Annotated in this window: 16 protein-coding genes and 3 pseudogenes; 13 read left to right on the forward strand and 6 right to left on the reverse strand. The window is 49.3% G+C overall.

Annotation, left to right across the window (positions count from 1 at the left end):
• Positions 1-261 precede the first annotated feature (261 nt).
• Positions 262-984: a hypothetical protein gene (locus tag OLG56_RS11725; RefSeq protein WP_001605114.1), complete on the forward strand. Its 723-nt coding sequence runs from the start codon at positions 262-264 to the stop codon at positions 982-984.
• A gap of 333 nt (positions 985-1,317) precedes the next feature.
• Here OLG56_RS11725 and OLG56_RS11730 read toward each other — a convergent pair.
• Positions 1,318-1,642: pseudogene (locus OLG56_RS11730) on the reverse strand (Arm DNA-binding domain-containing protein); the annotation flags it as partial.
• 164 nt (positions 1,643-1,806) lie between these two features.
• Here OLG56_RS11730 and sapC point away from each other — a divergent pair.
• The 3 genes from sapC to sapF are packed head-to-tail and all read left to right on the forward strand — an operon-like array spanning position 1,807 to position 4,497.
• Entirely contained in the window at positions 1,807-2,697 is an 891-nt protein-coding gene (gene sapC / locus OLG56_RS11735; protein WP_001146150.1) for a peptide ABC transporter permease SapC, read from the forward strand.
• A complete protein-coding gene (gene sapD, locus OLG56_RS11740) occupies positions 2,697-3,689 on the forward strand; it encodes a peptide ABC transporter ATP-binding protein SapD (RefSeq protein ID WP_001128869.1) in 993 nt (330 codons plus the stop codon). Before sapC ends, sapD begins: the two co-directional genes overlap by 1 nt.
• 1 nt (position 3,690) lies before the next feature.
• The gene (sapF, locus tag OLG56_RS11745; protein WP_000230462.1) at positions 3,691-4,497 is read left to right on the forward strand and encodes a peptide ABC transporter ATP-binding protein SapF; all 807 of its coding nucleotides are present in this window, start codon (positions 3,691-3,693) and stop codon (positions 4,495-4,497) included.
• 15 nt (positions 4,498-4,512) lie between these two features.
• On the opposite strand, the gene OLG56_RS11750 is transcribed toward sapF, so the two are convergent.
• Together OLG56_RS11750 and steC are read right to left on the reverse strand one after the other, a co-directional pair.
• Positions 4,513-5,220 (reverse strand): EAL domain-containing protein, encoded by a 708-nt coding sequence (locus OLG56_RS11750; protein ID WP_001527637.1) that lies wholly within the window; start codon positions 5,218-5,220, stop codon positions 4,513-4,515.
• Positions 5,221-5,685: 465 nt separating this feature from the next.
• Positions 5,686-7,059: an SPI-2 type III secretion system effector kinase SteC gene (steC, locus tag OLG56_RS11755; RefSeq protein WP_079900460.1), complete on the reverse strand. Its 1,374-nt coding sequence runs from the start codon at positions 7,057-7,059 to the stop codon at positions 5,686-5,688.
• Positions 7,060-7,093: 34 nt separating this feature from the next.
• Between steC and OLG56_RS11760 the strand changes: the two genes are divergently transcribed.
• The 9 genes and pseudogenes from OLG56_RS11760 to osmB all read left to right on the forward strand — a co-directional run bounded on the left by OLG56_RS11760 (position 7,094) and on the right by osmB (position 15,671).
• Positions 7,094-7,234: a hypothetical protein gene (locus OLG56_RS11760; RefSeq protein WP_043942882.1), complete on the forward strand. Its 141-nt coding sequence runs from the start codon at positions 7,094-7,096 to the stop codon at positions 7,232-7,234.
• A gap of 13 nt (positions 7,235-7,247) precedes the next feature.
• Positions 7,248-7,548 (forward strand): annotated as a pseudogene (locus OLG56_RS11765) (hypothetical protein).
• Positions 7,549-7,665: 117 nt separating this feature from the next.
• Positions 7,666-8,454, forward strand: coding sequence for an enoyl-ACP reductase FabI (fabI, locus tag OLG56_RS11770; RefSeq protein ID WP_000506501.1), 789 nt, complete (start codon positions 7,666-7,668; stop codon positions 8,452-8,454).
• Between the two features lie 199 nt (positions 8,455-8,653).
• Positions 8,654-9,631, forward strand: a pseudogene (locus OLG56_RS11775) (carboxymuconolactone decarboxylase family protein); the annotation flags it as partial.
• A gap of 244 nt (positions 9,632-9,875) precedes the next feature.
• Positions 9,876-11,810 (forward strand): exoribonuclease II, encoded by a 1,935-nt coding sequence (locus OLG56_RS11780; RefSeq protein ID WP_000485043.1) that lies wholly within the window; start codon positions 9,876-9,878, stop codon positions 11,808-11,810.
• A gap of 261 nt (positions 11,811-12,071) precedes the next feature.
• On the forward strand, positions 12,072-14,054 hold the full coding sequence (gene pdeR / locus OLG56_RS11785) for a cyclic di-GMP phosphodiesterase (RefSeq protein ID WP_000977604.1): 1,983 nt from the start codon (positions 12,072-12,074) through the stop codon (positions 14,052-14,054).
• Positions 14,055-14,175: 121 nt separating this feature from the next.
• A complete protein-coding gene (locus OLG56_RS11790; RefSeq protein ID WP_001279854.1) occupies positions 14,176-14,355 on the forward strand; it encodes a YciZ family protein in 180 nt (59 codons plus the stop codon).
• A gap of 86 nt (positions 14,356-14,441) precedes the next feature.
• Positions 14,442-15,194: a DNA-binding transcriptional regulator YciT gene (gene yciT, locus OLG56_RS11795; protein ID WP_001088594.1), complete on the forward strand. Its 753-nt coding sequence runs from the start codon at positions 14,442-14,444 to the stop codon at positions 15,192-15,194.
• A 258-nt stretch (positions 15,195-15,452) separates the two neighbouring features.
• Positions 15,453-15,671 carry an osmotically-inducible lipoprotein OsmB gene (gene osmB / locus OLG56_RS11800; RefSeq protein WP_000481166.1) on the forward strand — a complete coding sequence of 73 codons (219 nt, stop codon included), beginning with the start codon at positions 15,453-15,455 and terminating at the stop codon, positions 15,669-15,671.
• A gap of 119 nt (positions 15,672-15,790) precedes the next feature.
• Here the strand turns inward: osmB and yciH are convergent, their stop codons facing one another.
• The 3 genes from yciH to lapB all read right to left on the reverse strand — a co-directional run bounded on the left by yciH (position 15,791) and on the right by lapB (position 18,213).
• Complete coding sequence (gene yciH, locus OLG56_RS11805; protein ID WP_001285199.1) at positions 15,791-16,117, reverse strand: stress response translation initiation inhibitor YciH; 327 nt, start codon at positions 16,115-16,117, stop codon at positions 15,791-15,793.
• Positions 16,117-16,854: an orotidine-5'-phosphate decarboxylase gene (gene pyrF / locus OLG56_RS11810; RefSeq protein WP_001551811.1), complete on the reverse strand. Its 738-nt coding sequence runs from the start codon at positions 16,852-16,854 to the stop codon at positions 16,117-16,119. The genes yciH and pyrF overlap by 1 nt, the downstream gene beginning before the upstream one ends.
• A gap of 189 nt (positions 16,855-17,043) precedes the next feature.
• Positions 17,044-18,213 (reverse strand): lipopolysaccharide assembly protein LapB, encoded by a 1,170-nt coding sequence (gene lapB / locus OLG56_RS11815; RefSeq protein ID WP_000891378.1) that lies wholly within the window; start codon positions 18,211-18,213, stop codon positions 17,044-17,046.
• Between the last annotated feature and the right edge of the window lie 6 nt (positions 18,214-18,219).

The following is an 18,219-nucleotide window of genomic DNA, read 5'->3' on the forward strand; positions in this document are numbered from 1 at the left end:
TGTATTAATATTGACTGGACAGCAGGTAAGTGATAACAAATAAATATTAAAAAGTAAATATCACATAATAACCATTATCACTACATGAGAGGTGAATATGATGAAACCTATTTCTGCCGCGATTCTCAATATTAGAGGGACAGCCCCCGGCACTGCCACTTCGGAAATGGCGCAACTAACCTAGCCAAAGATATTATTAGGGTAGCTAATATTGCTTATAATATTTCACAGGTTGAGCAAAAAAGTGGTTTCTTGTTAGTAATGGGAGAGAAAGGCTTCAACAAATCGGCTTGCCTGCATATGCTGGGACAACAAATATCCAGAGTTTTTTCTGGGAAGCACTTATATCCTGGTGTTTTTATAAGTAAAGACGCAGCGTCCGAATTTGAAAAAACAATCAGCACTCATTATAAAACTCTTTCGAGTCACATTGATCTGCAACAATACACTAATGATGTAAATTGCGGAGCAGCTGTAGGTATTGTTGCACGGCAGCAAGAAAACCTCATACTAGATGAGATCACATTAAGTGCGTTTAAAAAGGTCTATATTACCGGTCATGGTGCAGCAGGCACTAATGTTCTAGCCAGTGGCGACTCTGTTTTTTCTGCAAAACAACTGGTTGATATTCTGGTTGCTAATAAAGTTTTAGAGGTTATAAAGGATATAAGGATTAGTAGTTGTTATTCCGCAGATAAAAGAGAGCCTAATAGTTTTAAAAAAGAGGACATAGATAAAGCGAATAGAAATGCTGGTTTCTTTGAACGAATGGTGTTTGGAGAACGTGATACTTTTATAGAGAGGGTTGCTAATGAGATCTGGAGTAGAGGCTACATAGATGTCAAAGTTTCTGGTTACCATGGTGCTGGTGTATTTTATGCTGGTGAAATCCCATTTACACATCTTAGAAGCACGACGATCCCGCCAACTATCACTGTAAAAAGAAAGTCCGTAAGAGTAACGCTGGAAAGTCCTATAGATTAAATCATAAACTCAGCTCTATTACTTTTGGGTAGATCAAGGGGTTATCATCAAAATTATATTTTTGTTAATGTTTTTGCGATATTGTAAACTGACAGTTACTGTATAAATAATCGGTAACTGTCAGCTCACATCTGAGCTAATAAATATAATTCCCCCTGCTGACCCGCTGCAGCGGTTTAAGACGCAACACCCCATGCCGGAGTATTCCGATCTGTCTTATTGTGAACCTCCCAGAGACTAATACCGCAACATCCTGATCGCGCCATACTCCGAACTGGCGCCAGCCGCCACTGTCGGTCTTAATGACCCTGGCCCAAATTCCGTACAGTGCTAAAACTTCTCCCAGTAGTCGTATGTTCTTTTACGGTTAACGCTTCTGTTTTTTTCTTCTTCTCCAGTACCATCTGGCGACGAGGATCGAGTCCCTCAGTTAACCATGATCTAAAGTACTGACGGCGTTCCCTGGCATGAGATAGTGATATGGTTGGATAATCGCCAATCGTCAGTTGAGCAGCGTTCCCGTTCCATCTGTATCGGTAAAAGAATGTTATACTGCCGGATGTAGAGAGCCTGACATTGAGACCATGAGCGTCTGAGATGACCTTGATTTGGTCTCTTTTTTTGCAGGAGCCTTTCTTAATTTTGTATCGGCAAGCAATGTGTACACTCCATGAGAGGATATGCACATTAGTTTACACATTTTGCATAATTGATAACCTCAAAGTGCACAAAATTAAAACCCCAACGCTCGATAACTAATTGATAATGTTTTAAAATTTCAAAAGACATAAAGCATGGTAAACAAAAATAAAACGAGTAAATATGCCTTACGATAGCGTCTACAGCGAAAAGCGCCCGCCAGGCACCCTGCGTACTGCCTGGCGCAAATTTTATAGCGACGCGCCTGCGATGGTGGGTCTGTATGGATGCGCCGGTCTGGCGTTGTTGTGTATTTTTGGCGGCTGGATCGCGCCCTATGGTATCGATCAGCAATTTTTGGGCTATCAGCTACTGCCGCCCTCCTGGTCACGCTATGGCGAAGTCTCCTTTTTTCTGGGGACTGACGATCTGGGGCGCGATGTGCTGAGCCGCCTGTTAAGCGGCGCGGCGCCCACGGTCGGCGGCGCGTTTATCGTAACGCTGGCGGCTACGCTATGTGGATTAGTCCTCGGCGTAGTGGCAGGCGCGACGCACGGTTTACGCTCTGCCGTACTGAACCATATTCTGGACACGCTGCTTTCCATCCCTTCGCTCTTGCTGGCGATTATCGTCGTGGCATTTGCCGGCCCACATCTGTCACACGCGATGTTTGCCGTCTGGCTGGCCCTGTTGCCGCGAATGGTACGTTCTGTCTATAGCATGGTGCATGATGAACTGGAAAAAGAGTACGTCATTGCCGCCCGTCTGGATGGCGCGACAACGCTGAATATTCTGTGGTTCGCCATTTTACCGAATATTACCGCCGGTCTGGTCACCGAAATTACCCGGGCGCTGTCGATGGCGATTCTGGACATCGCCGCGCTGGGATTTTTAGATCTCGGCGCGCAGCTTCCCTCTCCTGAATGGGGCGCCATGTTGGGAGATGCGCTGGAGCTAATCTATGTCGCGCCGTGGACCGTTATGCTACCCGGCGCGGCGATAACGCTCAGTGTTTTACTGGTAAACCTGCTCGGAGATGGGATTCGTCGTGCGATTATTGCGGGGGTGGAATAATGCCGTTACTGGATATCCGCAATCTCACCATTGAATTTAAAACCAGCGAAGGTTGGGTAAAAGCGGTCGATCGCGTCAGTATGACATTAAGCGAAGGTGAAATTCGCGGCCTGGTAGGTGAATCGGGTTCCGGAAAGAGCTTGATTGCTAAAGCTATTTGCGGCGTCGCGAAAGACAACTGGCGAGTCACTGCCGACCGTATGCGTTTTGATGATATCGATCTGCTGCGCCTCTCCTCTCGTGAACGGCGTAAGCTGGTCGGGCATAATGTGTCGATGATCTTCCAGGAGCCGCAGTCGTGCCTTGATCCTTCCGAACGCGTCGGCCGCCAGCTAATGCAAAATATTCCCGCCTGGACCTATAAAGGCCGCTGGTGGCAGCGTTTAGGCTGGCGTAAACGGCGTGCTATTGAATTACTGCACCGGGTGGGAATTAAAGATCATAAAGACGCGATGCGCAGTTTTCCCTATGAACTGACCGATGGCGAGTGTCAGAAAGTCATGATCGCTATCGCGCTGGCGAATCAACCGCGACTCCTGATCGCTGATGAACCCACCAACTCAATGGAACCAACGACGCAGGCGCAAATTTTTCGCCTGCTGACCCGACTGAATCAAAACAGTAATACCACCATTCTGTTGATTAGCCACGACCTGCAAATGCTGAGTCAGTGGGCTGACAAAATCAACGTTTTATACTGCGGCCAGACGGTAGAAACCGCGCCAAGTAAAGATCTGGTGACGACGCCACATCATCCTTATACGCAGGCGCTTATCCGTGCGATTCCGGATTTTGGCAGCGCGATGCCGCATAAAAGCCGTCTGAATACGCTACCGGGCGCGATCCCGCTACTGGAGCAGTTACCGATAGGTTGTCGTCTGGGGCCGCGCTGCCCTTACGCGCAACGAGAATGCATTATCACGCCACGCTTAACCGGCGCGAAAAATCATCTCTATGCCTGTCATTTTCCGCTGAATATGGAGAGAGAGTGATATGGTGGAAACTCTGCTTGAAGTGCGCAACCTGAGTAAAACCTTTCGCTACCGGACAGGATGGTTTCGCCGCCAGACCGTCGACGCCGTGAAACCATTAAGCTTTACGCTTCGTGAGCGTCAGACCCTGGCCATTATCGGCGAAAACGGTTCCGGCAAATCCACGCTGGCAAAGATGCTGGCCGGCATGATTGAACCCACCAGCGGCGAGCTTCTTATTGACGATCATCCCCTGCATTACGGCGACTATTCGTTTCGAAGCCAACGTATTCGAATGATTTTTCAGGACCCCTCAACGTCACTGAATCCACGTCAACGTATTTCGCAGATCCTTGACTTCCCCCTGCGCCTTAATACCGATCTGGAGCCGGAACAGCGGCGCAAACAGATTGTCGAGACGATGCGTATGGTGGGGCTATTGCCCGATCACGTGAGCTACTACCCGCATATGCTGGCACCGGGGCAGAAACAGCGTCTGGGCCTGGCCCGCGCGCTGATTTTACGCCCTAAAGTCATTATCGCGGACGAAGCGCTGGCTTCGCTTGATATGTCCATGCGCTCGCAGCTCATCAATCTGATGCTTGAATTGCAGGAAAAGCAAGGCATCTCCTATATCTATGTCACGCAGCATATCGGCATGATGAAGCATATTAGCGATCAGGTATTAGTGATGCATCAGGGGGAAGTGGTTGAACGCGGCAGCACCGCCGATGTGCTCGCCTCTCCGCTACATGAGCTTACCCGCCGTTTAATCGCAGGCCATTTTGGCGAGGCGCTGACCGCTGACGCATGGCGAAAGGATCGCTAAGCGAAACAAATACCCTCAGTTCGATTCTCTGAGGGTGTTCATGCGACTGCCCAACAGCAATGTTTCAACCTCTTCTAACGCAACGGAAGGAAATAACGTGCCCTGGGTTGCCCAAATGCCTGCCGTTTTTAACACCGGCAAATAGCGTGTGTTTTCCTGGCCCCCCACCACGATCTTGTCACAATAACGCCGGATATGTTTGACAAGCAGCGGAAACGTCATTTTTTCAATTTGTGAGACAAAAAAGCTGCGATCAAGTTTTACGCCGCTAAAACACCCGCAAACTAATGGCGCAGCGGTTGCGTTCCCTACGCCCAGGTCGCCCAGCCATAATGGATTAGGTTGTTTATGAAGCGCGTGTATTAAAGGATCGACTAAGACGTTATCTTGACATGAAAAATGTTCAGCGACCTGCAGCTCCACAAATAGCATGGCGTGTAGTAATGCGTGAATATCTTTGTCCTGAAGGACAAGCTGCGCCATACCCCGATCGATATTTACGATACAGAACAGGCCGTGGCGTAGAAACCAGCCATGTTTGGCCGCGATTGTCCGCAACAGATCAAGCAGAAAACGGCGCTTCTGCGAATTGTCCCATGACGAGATAACAAACTCAGGGTGTAGCGGACGAGCGGGCGACGATGCAAAATGGGTAATAATTTCGACACCCAGTAAATCCCCCTCCATTGCCCTTATCGGCTCTGCCATAAAAAAATAGCGCATGTGACCACTCCACTTGATCTTAACTCCCTGATAATGCGCTTTTAACGCAAATCAATCAATAAAAACGATCAATATATAAAAAATGATCGAAAAAAACAATATATGTTAACTTCATGATAACTTGCTAATTTTATGTTTTGAGAATGTTCTTCTATTGCTATAAGGAAATTTACATACTACGCCAAACAACGCTAATACGACGGCAAGAGACCATCCGTAAAGCCGGGGTCTTCTTGCCAGGTAGAGGGGAAAAATCAAGGCGAGTTAATGTTGTTGCACCATCGCGAGGCATTTCATCCACTATGGCGGCGCGGCATCACCAACCGTACTTGCGAGTTGCATCTCCGCTGCAGGCTGTCCAAATCCCCTGAACGACCTTTAAACGAATAGCAACTCTCAATAATTGATCGGCAAATCTGTAGCGAATGAGCCCCGGCGATTCGCAGAAAAGAACGGAACTAAATGCTATTTTTTTAATTCATCCTTTAATACTTTAGCCACAAGAGTCCCTTCCTCCGGCGCGGCTAGTTTAAAACGTCTTCCTGACGCAGGTGTTTGTTCTTCCTCTCCGATTAACTCATCAAGCTCTGTAATAAGTGACTTATAATATTCAATATCTTCAGTATTTCCTTCGGTCTCGGCCTGCTTTAATTTTATCAGGTAACGGGCCTTAATTTGCTCTTCCAGTTGCCTTGTTGCAAGAGAAACGCTTCGCTGTTGCCGGGATTCTTGTGACAGCACGATTTGATCGCCATCCACAAAGAAAAGTACCCCCTCTTTAACCAGAATATTACCTAAGTTATCTATATCATGCATATAAACCCCCCGGGATTCAAGAAGCGCCTCCGCCATTCTATAGTTATCTTCATCTTCAATATCGAACTCCTGACCTTCAATATATTTTGAAACTAAAACCGTAACGTCTTTACCATTAATATTCATGATGGCCGAACGAGAAAAATCCTTGTCGCCATTGGCCATGTTCAAATACTTACTGACACGATCAGGATGACAATTACGATGTTCCGGAGAGTTAACATCCACTTTTATTCCCCGCTCATTAATTGGAATTTTAACAACAAAGTCTTCATGTAACCGATAGACTGTCCCATAACTTCCGCTACCTATTTTATTTTTTTCAATATCACGCATGCGAATATTTTTCTGAAACTCCGGCGAGTTAATAAACGCCTCTATTGCCGCTGGTTGTGATGCATCCGTCTGATCAGTAGCGCAGCTCTCATCACCAGACGCCGTGGCGGGCGTGGTCAGGAAGTCTATCAAACGATGCTCAAAAGCCTCATAGATCCCATTACTACCTGCTTCGCTCGGCGGCTGGTTATCATTATCTAAAGCGGCAAGCGTAATTTCCCCATTATTATAATTAAACATCGTTTCTTTTAAAAAATCGACGCAACGCTCAGAACACTCCGTCTCGGTCACTAATACTCCATCGTAAAACAGTTTTAGTAGTAACGTATTTTCTTGATACGCTAATACCTCTACAGTGTATTTATCTCTTGTTTCAGGTCTGGAGGCATCAATCAGTTTAATATATCCAAGAAGGGGGCGCCATCGTGTACAGTCTTCATCTCGCCTCGAAAATGGTCGTAGCGAGAAAGGCTTCGTAATATCGGGACGCTCGTTTTTTTGGCACAGTAGATTATATATCTCTTTATAATCAGAAATTAAACTTCGACTGGTAAATATATTCCTGAAAAAATCTATGAATTTCTCATACGTTGAAAAAACATGCTCTTTTTTATTATCGATGATATCTCTTAAATACCTTTCTGATATCTGGCAACTATGATTTCCGATCTGAAATGTAAACGGCATATGTCTCATCCTCTGAAAATTTATTATAATACACATGCAAACATATAAAAACCCGATTTGTAACTACTGTAATCACCTGATTTCCAAAATTTTTCATATTAAGTATTACTCTGCATCAATAAATAGAGAAAACCTTCAGCACCTAAAAAAGAAATTATTTTTGTTAAGCATTTGATGGTTAAAATTACATGTCCATAACATCGCTAATAGGTGAGGTAAACCATTCGGATGAATATTCAGGCTTCCTACAGAACCTTTATTTGTCTGGTGGAAGGTGCATCGCTATGCGTACTTGCTATCCGTCCCGGTGTCTCTGGTTGGATGAGGCGAACCTTACACCAGCTGGTATACTGCAGCGTAGGGCCTGTCCCATTAGACTCTATGATTTGCCAGTTTGGCCCTGGGGAGTGCTCAAAATCCTCAGGGACTTCGTTACCGTGTGGTTTTAGAACGTCACCAGCTGGAGATAGCAGCGGAAAAATAGCGTGACACACGGGGCCAGGAGTGGGATATAATTTCAGACTAATTTCGAATAATGTTGAAAAGTTGCTGTTAACCATTGTTCGTAAAAGCAAAAAATAAGCAATGACTATAAGGATTAAAGCTATGGGTTTTCTTTCCGGTAAGCGCATTCTGGTCACTGGCGTGGCCAGTAAACTGTCCATCGCCTACGGTATCGCACAGGCGATGCACCGCGAAGGAGCTGAACTGGCGTTCACCTACCAGAACGACAAACTGAAAGGCCGCGTAGAAGAATTTGCTGCCCAGCTGGGTTCCAGCATCGTTTTACCGTGTGATGTCGCTGAAGATGCCAGCATTGACGCTATGTTTGCAGAGCTGGGTAACGTTTGGCCGAAATTTGACGGTTTTGTACACTCGATCGGTTTCGCGCCTGGCGATCAGCTGGACGGCGATTATGTTAATGCGGTTACCCGCGAAGGCTTTAAAATCGCTCACGATATTAGCTCTTACAGCTTTGTTGCCATGGCGAAAGCCTGCCGCACCATGCTGAATCCGGGTTCTGCGCTGTTGACCTTGTCTTATCTGGGAGCGGAGCGCGCCATCCCGAACTACAATGTCATGGGTCTGGCGAAAGCCTCTCTGGAAGCCAACGTGCGTTATATGGCAAACGCTATGGGACCGGAAGGGGTTCGCGTCAACGCCATCTCTGCGGGTCCAATCCGCACGCTGGCGGCGTCCGGTATTAAAGACTTCCGTAAAATGCTGGCGCATTGTGAAGCCGTTACGCCAATTCGTCGCACCGTGACCATTGAAGATGTGGGTAACTCAGCGGCGTTTCTGTGCTCCGATCTCTCGGCAGGCATTTCTGGCGAAGTCGTCCATGTTGACGGCGGGTTCAGCATTGCGGCAATGAATGAACTGGAACTCAAATAAGCGCATTAAGTTTATTAGCGGGCAGCACGGCTGTGCTGCCCCATTCCCCTCACTCACCACTCATCTCGTTATATAGCGTTCTGATATTTGTTATCACCTAACAATCTTTCATCCCTTTCCCGCATACGCCAGGATAATCCAGCATAAACGATCCGACGCCGAATCATTATCGATCGCCATTTCATCCTCGGGAAACCCTATGGAACAATGCCGAAAAGCGGGTAAAAGCCACTGGTATCATGAAACACAATCCACTATGTTGTCACAAACCCCGCTTTCGCTGATGCCGGAAGCCGCGTATGTTAACGATCGATTTTTACTGGATTTAGCGGTAGCAAAAACCGCGTTGACGCCTTTTGAATCATGGTTAAAGCCAGCTCGCCAGTTGGCGGATGTCTTATTTCCCCGCACGGTTCTCAACGACCGGCTTCATACGTTTAGCGCCTATGAACGTATGAGCACCGCGCTGACCGCCGCTCAGGTATTTGGGGTTCAGCGTTTGTGCCGCTATTATGCCGCGCGTCTGGCGCCGCTACCCGGCCCTGATGCCTCAAGAGAGAGCAATCAACGGCTGGCGCAAATTACGCAATACGCTCGTCAGCTTGCCGGCTCCCCCTCCGTTATCAATACGCGGGCCCGCGAACAACTTGCAGAGGTGGGATTAACCACCCGGGATACCGTACTCATCAATCAGATCATTGGGTTTATCGGTTTTCAGGCGCGGGTAGCGGCGATATTTCAGGCGTTTTGTCGTCTGCCCGTGCGCGAACTGCCCGGCCAGGAGATGCAGCGCTTTGCCAGGGCCGCGCGGTTTCAAAACCCCCAGACGACATGGCAGCCCGCCGCCAGTCTGGTAGAATATCCTCCCGCCCATACCAAAGTTCAGCGGCAATATTCGTCTTCACAATGCCAAATGATGGCACCGGTACTCATCTGCGATCCGTCTTCATTCGCGTTACTCGAACGCATACTGACCAGCACATTACACACTGCGTCGCCCCCCTCTTTACTTCCACTTATCACGCTCCTCACATCACGTATCAACGGCAGCGCCGCCTGCTTTAACGAACAGGCAACCCAACCTGGCGCGTGGCGTCGCGCTGTCATCACGTTACGCCAGGAAGACGACGACATCGCTCGTTGGGAACTTGAGCCTGCGCTGACACAGGCGATACAATGGCTCACCAGAGCGCCCGATCGCTTTAGCGCCGCGCATTTTTTCCCGCTACTCACCAGGGGTGTTTCATCGGAGCAGGCCATTAACATGTTAGGCTGGTGCGGCGTGTGCGGATGGTTAAATCGTTTAAAAATCGCGTTGGGCGAAACCTATTAACTCATCCATTACAGAAAGAGCGCTTGCTGCGCCAGGCAGAATCGCGTAAAACTGTCAGCCGCTCTTTTGGCTACGAAAATAGACGAATATGTTTCAGGACAACCCGCTGCTAGCGCAGCTTAAACAGCAACTGCATTCCCAGACGCCGCGCGCTGAAGGGGTCGTAAAAGCCACGGAAAAAGGCTTTGGCTTCCTTGAGGTTGACGCGCAAAAAAGCTATTTCATTCCTCCGCCGCAGATGAAAAAAGTGATGCATGGCGATCGTATCGTCGCGGTCATCCACACGGAAAAAGAACGGGAGTCTGCCGAGCCGGAAGAACTGATCGAACCGTTCCTGACGCGCTTTGTGGGAAAAGTTCAGGGTAAAAATGACCGCCTGTCCATCGTGCCGGATCATCCGTTGCTGAAAGACGCGATTCCCTGCCGCGCCGCGCGCGGCGTTCAGCATGAGTTCAAAGAAGGTGACTGGGCGGTTGCCGAAATGCGCCGCCATCCGCTTAAAGGCGACCGTTCGTTTTACGCCGATTTAACGCAGTACATCACCTTTGCCGACGATCACTTTGTTCCCTGGTGGGTTACGCTTGCCCGCCACAACCTGGAAAAAGAAGCACCGAACGGCGTAGCGACGGAGATGCTGGACGAAGGGCTGGAGCGCCAGGATCTTACCGCGCTGAATTTCGTCACTATCGATAGCGCCAGCACTGAAGATATGGATGACGCGCTTTATGCTGAGGAATTAGCAGACGGCAGACTCCAGCTTACGGTGGCTATCGCCGATCCTACCGCCTGGATTGCCGAAGGCAGTAAGCTGGATAACGCCGCGAAAATTCGCGCCTTCACCAACTACCTGCCGGGCTTCAATATTCCTATGCTGCCGCGTGAGCTGTCTGACGATCTGTGCTCGCTGCGCGCCAACGAAGTGCGTCCGGCGCTCGCCTGTCGCATGATAATCGCCGCAGACGGCACCATTGACGATGATATCGCCTTTTTTGCGGCCACGATCGAATCGAAGGCCAAGCTGGCGTACGACAATGTCTCCGACTGGCTGGAAAATAACGGCACTTGGCAGCCGGATAACGAAGGCATTGCCCAGCAGATTCGTCTGTTGCACCGTATTTGTCTAAGCCGCAGTGAGTGGCGTCATCATCATGCGTTAGTCTTTAAAGACCGCCCGGATTACCGCTTTGTGCTTGGCGAAAAAGGCGAAGTATTGGATATTGTGGCGGAACCGCGCCGTATCGCTAACCGTATCGTAGAAGAGTCGATGATCGCCGCTAACCTTTGCGCCGCGCGCGTACTGCGCGATAAGCTCGGTTTCGGTATTTACAACGTACATACGGGCTTCGATCCCGCGAATGCCGACGCGCTGACCGCACTGCTGAAAACGCATGGTCTGCATGTCGATGCCGAAGAGGTGCTGACGCTGGAAGGCTTCTGTAAACTGCGTCGCGAACTGGATGCGCAGCCCTCCGGTTTCCTTGACAGCCGCATTCGTCGCTTCCAGTCTTTTGCGGAAATCAGCACCGAGCCGGGGCCGCATTTCGGTCTTGGTCTTGAGGCTTACGCCACCTGGACTTCTCCCATCCGTAAGTATGGCGATATGATTAACCATCGCCTGCTGAAAGCGGTCATCAAGGGGGAAGCTATTGCGCGTCCGCAGGAAGATATCACCCAGCAAATGGCGGAACGCCGTCGCCTGAACCGTATGGCGGAGCGCGATGTCGGCGACTGGTTATATGCACGCTTCCTTAACGATAAGGCGGGGACAAATACCCGTTTCGCGGCAGAAATTATTGACGTCAGCCGCGGTGGTATGCGTGTGCGACTGGTCGATAACGGCGCTATCGCCTTTATCCCTGCCCCGTTCCTGCACGCCGTTCGCGATGAACTGGTATGCAGCCAGGAAAACGGTACGGTACAGATTAAAGGTGAGACGGTTTATAAAGTGACGGATGTCATTGATGTCACTATTGCGGAAGTTCGCATGGAAACCCGCAGCATTATTGCCCGACCGGCAGCGTAACCACGCTTAGCTCGCTCAACGGCCTTTGCTGAGAAGGCAAAGGCCGTTTCTTTTCTTCTTCTCCCTTCCGTCATGCTCTGCGTTTAATCTTATTCAAGCGCCCCATTTCTTGTTATTTTTAGCTGGCGACTATGCTTTTTCCAGAATCTGGATTACATATGAATACATAGATAAAACAATACGTTCAGCCATAATTACCCTTATTTATAACATGGCTAACCTTTCTTTTCGGGCACCTGGCGCTTAAATGGGATGGTATGCATGATGAAACAGATTCAGGAACAAACGGCGCTAAGTCCCCTTCACTCTCACTGGCGTCTGGCTGATGACCGCAATGTGCTGTATCTATCCCCGACAGGTGAAACGGATGCAGAAAAAACGGTCGAGCTATCGCCGGAGCAAGCCGGGCGTATCCGGGAAATAACGGCGATTACGTCCAGTCTGCTGATAACGTTGTTGATAGAAAAACAGGTTACCGCAGTACACCTGGTAGGCCGTAAGATTAATAACCGTGAATGGGCTGGCAGCCTGGCAACCTGGCCTGATACGCCTGCCGTCACACCAACGCAGGCGCAGGAACTCTCTTTTGCCGAGCAAATCGTATCAGAAGCCAACTCAGTCATTGCGATACTGGATAGTCGGGGAAAAATCTGTCGATTTAATCGGTCATGCGAAGAGTACACGGGCTTAAAAGAGCGAGATGTAATTGGTCAAAGCGTCTTTAAATTATTTATGAGTCGCCGGGAGGCGGTTGCCTCCCGGCACTACATTGAGAATTTTTTTCGCAATGGCAATGCCTATGAAATCGAACGCTGGATAAAGACCCGTAAAGGCCAACGCCTGTTCTTATTTCGTAATAAATTCGTCCATAACGGTAGCGGAAAAAACGAAATTTTCCTGATCTGCGCAGGCACGGATATCACCGAAGAAAGGCGGGCTCAGGAGCGTTTACGCATACTGGCGAATACAGACACCGTCACCGGCCTGCCCAATCGCAATGCTATTCATGAATTTATTAATCATGCTATTGCCTCGGCTGGCGAGTCGCAAGTGGGTATCGTTTATCTCGATCTGGATAATTTCAAGAAAATTAATGACGCCTATGGGCATATGTTTGGCGATCAGCTCTTACAGGCCGTTTCGCTGGCGCTGTTGAGTTGTCTGGAGGAAGATCAATTGCTGGCCAGACTGGGGGGAGATGAATTCATTGTTCTCGCTGCCCATACGTCTCAGGCCGCGCTGGAAGCAGTAGCCTCACGAATTCTTACCCGTCTGCGGCAACCGTTTCGTATTGGACTCATTGAAGTTTACACGGGATGCGCCATTGGCATTTCGTTGGCCCCCCGGCACGGACAGGACAGCGAAAGTCTCATTCGCACTGCCGACACCGCAATGTATAACGCCAAAGAAGGCGGCCGCGGTCAGTTCTGCGTTTTTTCGCCGGAAATGAATCAGCGCGTATTTGACTATCACTGGCTGGATACAAACCTGCGAAAAGCGCTGGAAAACGACCAGTTACTTATTCACTATCAGCCCAAAATTACCTGGCGCGGCGAAGTACGTAGCCTGGAAGCGCTGGTACGCTGGCAATCGCCGGAACGCGGATTAATTCCGCCGCTGGAGTTCATCTCATACGCCGAAGAGTCAGGACTCATCGTCCCGCTGGGCCGCTGGGTGATTCTGGATGTGGTTCGCCAGATTGCGAAATGGCGCGATAAAGGGATTAACTTGCGCGTAGCCGTTAACTTTTCGGCGCGACAACTGGCCGACCAGACGCTTTTTACTGCGCTTAAACAGGCTTTGTACGATCTGAATTTTGAGTATTGCCCGATCGATGTCGAGCTAACGGAAAGCTGCCTGATTGAAAACGACACGCTGGCGCTATCGGTTATCCAGCAATTTAGTCAGCTCGGCGCCCAGATTCATCTGGATGATTTTGGCACCGGGTATTCTTCGCTTTCTCAACTCGCCCGGTTCCCTATTGATGCCGTTAAACTGGATCAGGCTTTCGTCAGAGATATCCATAAACAACCGCTGTCGCAATCTCTGGTTAGGGCGATTGTCGCGGTGGCTCAGGCGCTAAATTTACAAGTGATTGCCGAAGGTGTAGAAAATGCTAAAGAAGATGCCTTCCTGACAAAAAACGGCGTCAATGAACGACAGGGCTTTTTATTCGCCAAACCTATGCCCGCCGTTTCTTTTGAACGCTGGTACAAACGTTATCAGACGAAAAAAATGCGTTAATGGCGGCGATAATAGGGAGAACAGCCTGTGCAGACAGGCGTAACCCTATTTTTCTCTTCTCTTTTCAGATTAATTTCTGCATCATGAATTGAAACCTTTTCTGACATTAAGGATGACAAACATGTCTGATATCGAAGCACAACGAATTGCCGCACGCATTGATACCGTGCTGGATATCCTTGTTGCTGGCGATTACCACTCGGCCATCAATAACCTTGAAATATTGAGAGCAGAGCTGTTAGATCAGGTTAAAGACGGTATCTCGCCATCCCAGGCGCCCGGATCGCCCTGGGAAATCTGATAGCGATAATTTGTCCGGGATGGCCGTTAGCCCTTCCCGGCTCTCTGACTGTCTGTTGACTCCTCTTAACGTATAAAATTAATACTATGAACTCCCGACAACAATCAATTTTGCAAATGGTGGTTGATAAAGGCCAGATGAGCGTTGCTGAACTGGCGAAAATTACCGGCGTATCTGAAGTCACGATTCGTCAGGATCTGAATACCCTGGAAAAGCAGAGCTATTTACGCCGTGCGCACGGTTTCGCCGTTTCGCTTGAGAGCGATGACGTAGAGACTCGCATGATGACGAACTACACGCTAAAACGCCGACTGGCGGAGTTCGCCGCCTCGCTGGTCAGTCCAGGGGAATCCGTTTTTATTGAAAATGGCAGCAGCAATGCGCTATTGGCCCGGACGTTGGCGGAACAAAAAGATGTCACGATCATCACCGTGAGCAGTTATATCGCGCACCTGCTCAAAGAAACTCCTTGCGAAGTCATTCTCCTCGGTGGAATCTATCAGAAAAAAAGTGAAAGCATGGTAGGGCCGTTGACGCGACAGTTTATCCATCAAGTGCATTTCAGCAAAGCATTTATCGGTATTGATGGCTGGCAGGCTGATACCGGCTTTACCGGACGCGATATGATGCGATCGGATGTGGTTAACGCTGTTCTGGAAAAAGGCTCAGAAGCGATTGTCCTCACCGACAGCTCCAAATTTGGCTGTGTGCATCCCTATCCCCTGGGCCCGCTCTCTCGCTTCCATCGTGTCATTACGGATTCCAGAATTTCCGCCAGCGATCAAATGCAGTTAGAACATGCAGGGCTGCTAGTCAATGTTATTGGCTCATCCGTTTAAAATATTTCCCGATGGTTTGCCCTATGGCAAATCATCCTCTCTCTAAGACTTTTCTGACATCCCAATTAAGACTATTTACCTGTTGTAACGAGCGTAACGTCGTAAAATTAATATTAGCGAAATAACAGGAAGTGACTATCACCTGCGTGATATACCCCTGCGCAATCAGGTTTTGCGGAAAATCTCTTAACAGGTTTTATTTTAACTATAGTTATAGTGAGCTTAATTCCGTGAATCGTTAATTCAGGAGAGAGTATTATGTTTATGACGAGCAAAAAAATGGCCGCTGCTGTGCTGGCAATCACCGTAGCAATGTCTCTGAGCGCCTGCTCAAACTGGTCCAAGCGCGATCGCAACACGGCTATTGGCGCAGGTGCGGGGGCGTTAGGCGGCGCAGTGTTAACGGACGGCAGTACATTAGGCACCCTGGGCGGCGCGGCGGTCGGCGGCGTGATTGGTCACCAGGTTGGAAAATAATCCAGACGTTTAAATATTGAACGGCTCAAAATAATACGTTTATTCTTTTCAGGTCTGGATTACAAAAATAGACAAAGTTGACTTTTACGCCACGGTAATTTACAACCGTGGCGTTTTCATTAGCCGCCAGCTAATTTTACTTTCATTCCTTTAGCTTCCAGCAATGATTTTATCAAGTCGCGTTTATCACCCTGAATTTCAATAATCCCTTCTTTTACTGCCCCGCCACAGCCGCATTTTTTCTTCAGTTCAGCCGCCAGTTTGGTTAATTCCGCATCATTCATCTCGATACCGGTAATCAAACATACGCCTTTACCCTTACGGCCACTGGTTTGACGCTGAATGCGAACGATACCATCCCCTTTGGGACGAACCGGCGCCGTTTTAGGTTCTTCAATGCGCCCCGTCTGTGTTGAATAAACCAGACGACTATTGGAATCGCTCATTATGCCTCCCGTTTCAGTGACGCGTTAATATCCTTCAGCGTTTGCGCCGGATCTACCGATTGCGTAACCGGGCGGCCAATCACCATATAGTCGACGCCGGCGGATAATGCCTGTTCGGGCGTCATAATGCGTCGCTGATCGCCTGCCTCGCTGCCTGCGGGCCGAATGCCCGGCGTCACCAGCTTAAATGCAGCGCCAAAGGCCTGTTTAAATCTGACCGCTTCCTGAGCGGAACAGACCACGCCATCCAGCCCGCATTGCTGCGTCAGGCGCGCCAGCCGCTCCGCATGTTCCGCCGGTGACAACGTCACGCCCAGATCGCGCAGATCGCAGGTTTCCATACTGGTCAACACGGTCACGGCAATGAGCAACGGCGCATCTTTACCGAATGGCGCCAGCGCGTCGCGCGCTGCGGCCATCATTCTCGCCCCGCCAGACGCGTGAACGTTTACCATCCAGACGCCCAGGTCTGCCGCTGCGGCGACTGCCCGGGCCGTGGTGTTGGGAATATCATGAAATTTTAGATCAAGAAAGACATCAAACCCACGCTGCTGGAGATCCCGAACGAGCTGTGGACCAAACAGCGTGAACATCTCTTTGCCTACTTTTAAGCGACAATCGCGAGGATCGATTTTATCGACAAACGCCAGGGCTTTATCGCGTTCATGGTAATCCAACGCCACAACGACAGGCGATTCAGTAATAGCGCAGGAAGAAGATGAAGCAGTAAACGTCATGACCAGACCTTCTTGATGATGGGCACCGGAAGTGGCGCAAATTGGATAAACGGCGTGCATTCTACCTGCGGCGCAGGGAAATTAACAGGTTCGATTGACAACCTGATAAGCCCTGGTCGCCGATGCCAGCGTTGTTTTTAGTTTTACATCATTAAGTATGTTGTAACTAAAGTGAAGCTTTTTTATATACTACTGCCCATCAAGTCCGCGAATAGGTTTAATGGTCGACCATGCCCGGCAGGACGGACAGTGCCAGTACAAGGTATAGGCGGTAAAACCGCATTTCTGACAACGATACCGCGGTTTACTGCGCACCTGCTCGCCAACCATATCACGCAGTACCATCAGGCTTTCTTTCGCTCGCCCTTCTTCCGCCTCGTTGAGATGGTAATCCATCAGCTTATGGAACACCCGCATGGTAGGATGTCGCTGTAGCTGACGTGTGATATAGACTTGAGCTGCGTCACTACCTTCACGCGCTTCCAGAATATCGGCAAGCATTAACTCAGCGCCAGCACCGGTATTCTCCTCAACGGCGCGACGTAAAAACTCCGCCCACTCGGCATTTTTACCGAGCTGTTGATAACAGGTTTGCAGCATCTCCAGCGTTTCGCTGACCAGCTCTTTATCCTGAACGATCACACGTTGCAGGCTTTCGACCGCTTTGGCGTAATCCCCTCTCGCCATATAAACGCGACCCATCATGATAGACACCCGGGCGCTATTTTTATCTGCGGCGGCACCTTTTTTCAGCAACGCCATCGCGCGATCCATGTCGTCGTTGCCCATCTGCTGTAACGCTAACTCACAGTAAAAATGGGCGATTTCAATACGTTGTTTATCTTTGCCTAGTTTCACCAGCCGTTCTGCTACTTCGATCGCCTTTTGCCAGTCGCTGGTTAGCTGATAGATTTGCAAGAGCTGCTGTAACGCGCCTACGCGAAATTCCGTTTCGTCGGTAAGTTGGTTAAACATATCTTCCGCGCGGTCATATAAACCGGCGGCCATATAGTCGCGCCCCAGTTGCTGAACAGCCAGTAAACGCTGTTCATAGGTCAATGAAGCGCTTTCCATGAGCGTTTGATGAATACGAATGGCGCGATCGACTTCGCCGCGAGAGCGAAACAGATTACCGAGAGTGAGATGAGCCTCAACGGTGCCGGTATCCTCTTTAAGCATATCGAGGAACAGATCCACCGCTTTATCTTGTTGGTTACTCAGCAGGAAGTTAACCCCTGCGACATAATCGCGCGACAGGCGGTTAGCTTCATCCTGTTTTGTTTGTTGCGCACTTCTGCGACCCATATACCACCCATAGGCAGCGGCTACAGGCAACAACAGAAATAACAACTCCAACATAAATGA

Source organism: Salmonella sp. 2018103 (genome assembly GCF_026247685.1).
Classification (GTDB): Bacteria; Pseudomonadota; Gammaproteobacteria; order Enterobacterales; family Enterobacteriaceae; genus Salmonella; species Salmonella enterica.

Coding starts and splice junctions, on each gene's coding strand:
- osmB (WP_000481166.1), top strand. CDS start 15,453: ATGTTTATGACGAGCAAAAAAATGGCCGCTGCTGTGCTGGCAATCACC.
- sapD (WP_001128869.1), top strand. CDS start 2,697: ATGCCGTTACTGGATATCCGCAATCTCACCATTGAATTTAAAACCAGC.
- fabI (WP_000506501.1), top strand. CDS start 7,666: ATGGGTTTTCTTTCCGGTAAGCGCATTCTGGTCACTGGCGTGGCCAGT.
- pyrF (WP_001551811.1), bottom strand. CDS start 16,854: ATGACGTTTACTGCTTCATCTTCTTCCTGCGCTATTACTGAATCGCCT.
- OLG56_RS11750 (WP_001527637.1), bottom strand. CDS start 5,220: ATGCGCTATTTTTTTATGGCAGAGCCGATAAGGGCAATGGAGGGGGAT.
- sapF (WP_000230462.1), top strand. CDS start 3,691: ATGGTGGAAACTCTGCTTGAAGTGCGCAACCTGAGTAAAACCTTTCGC.
- yciH (WP_001285199.1), bottom strand. CDS start 16,117: ATGAGCGATTCCAATAGTCGTCTGGTTTATTCAACACAGACGGGGCGC.
- pdeR (WP_000977604.1), top strand. CDS start 12,072: ATGATGAAACAGATTCAGGAACAAACGGCGCTAAGTCCCCTTCACTCT.
- steC (WP_079900460.1), bottom strand. CDS start 7,059: ATGCCGTTTACATTTCAGATCGGAAATCATAGTTGCCAGATATCAGAA.
- sapC (WP_001146150.1), top strand. CDS start 1,807: ATGCCTTACGATAGCGTCTACAGCGAAAAGCGCCCGCCAGGCACCCTG.
- OLG56_RS11780 (WP_000485043.1), top strand. CDS start 9,876: ATGTTTCAGGACAACCCGCTGCTAGCGCAGCTTAAACAGCAACTGCAT.
- yciT (WP_001088594.1), top strand. CDS start 14,442: ATGAACTCCCGACAACAATCAATTTTGCAAATGGTGGTTGATAAAGGC.
- lapB (WP_000891378.1), bottom strand. CDS start 18,213: ATGTTGGAGTTGTTATTTCTGTTGTTGCCTGTAGCCGCTGCCTATGGG.
- OLG56_RS11760 (WP_043942882.1), top strand. CDS start 7,094: ATGCAAACATATAAAAACCCGATTTGTAACTACTGTAATCACCTGATT.
- OLG56_RS11790 (WP_001279854.1), top strand. CDS start 14,176: ATGTCTGATATCGAAGCACAACGAATTGCCGCACGCATTGATACCGTG.
- OLG56_RS11725 (WP_001605114.1), top strand. CDS start 262: ATGGGAGAGAAAGGCTTCAACAAATCGGCTTGCCTGCATATGCTGGGA.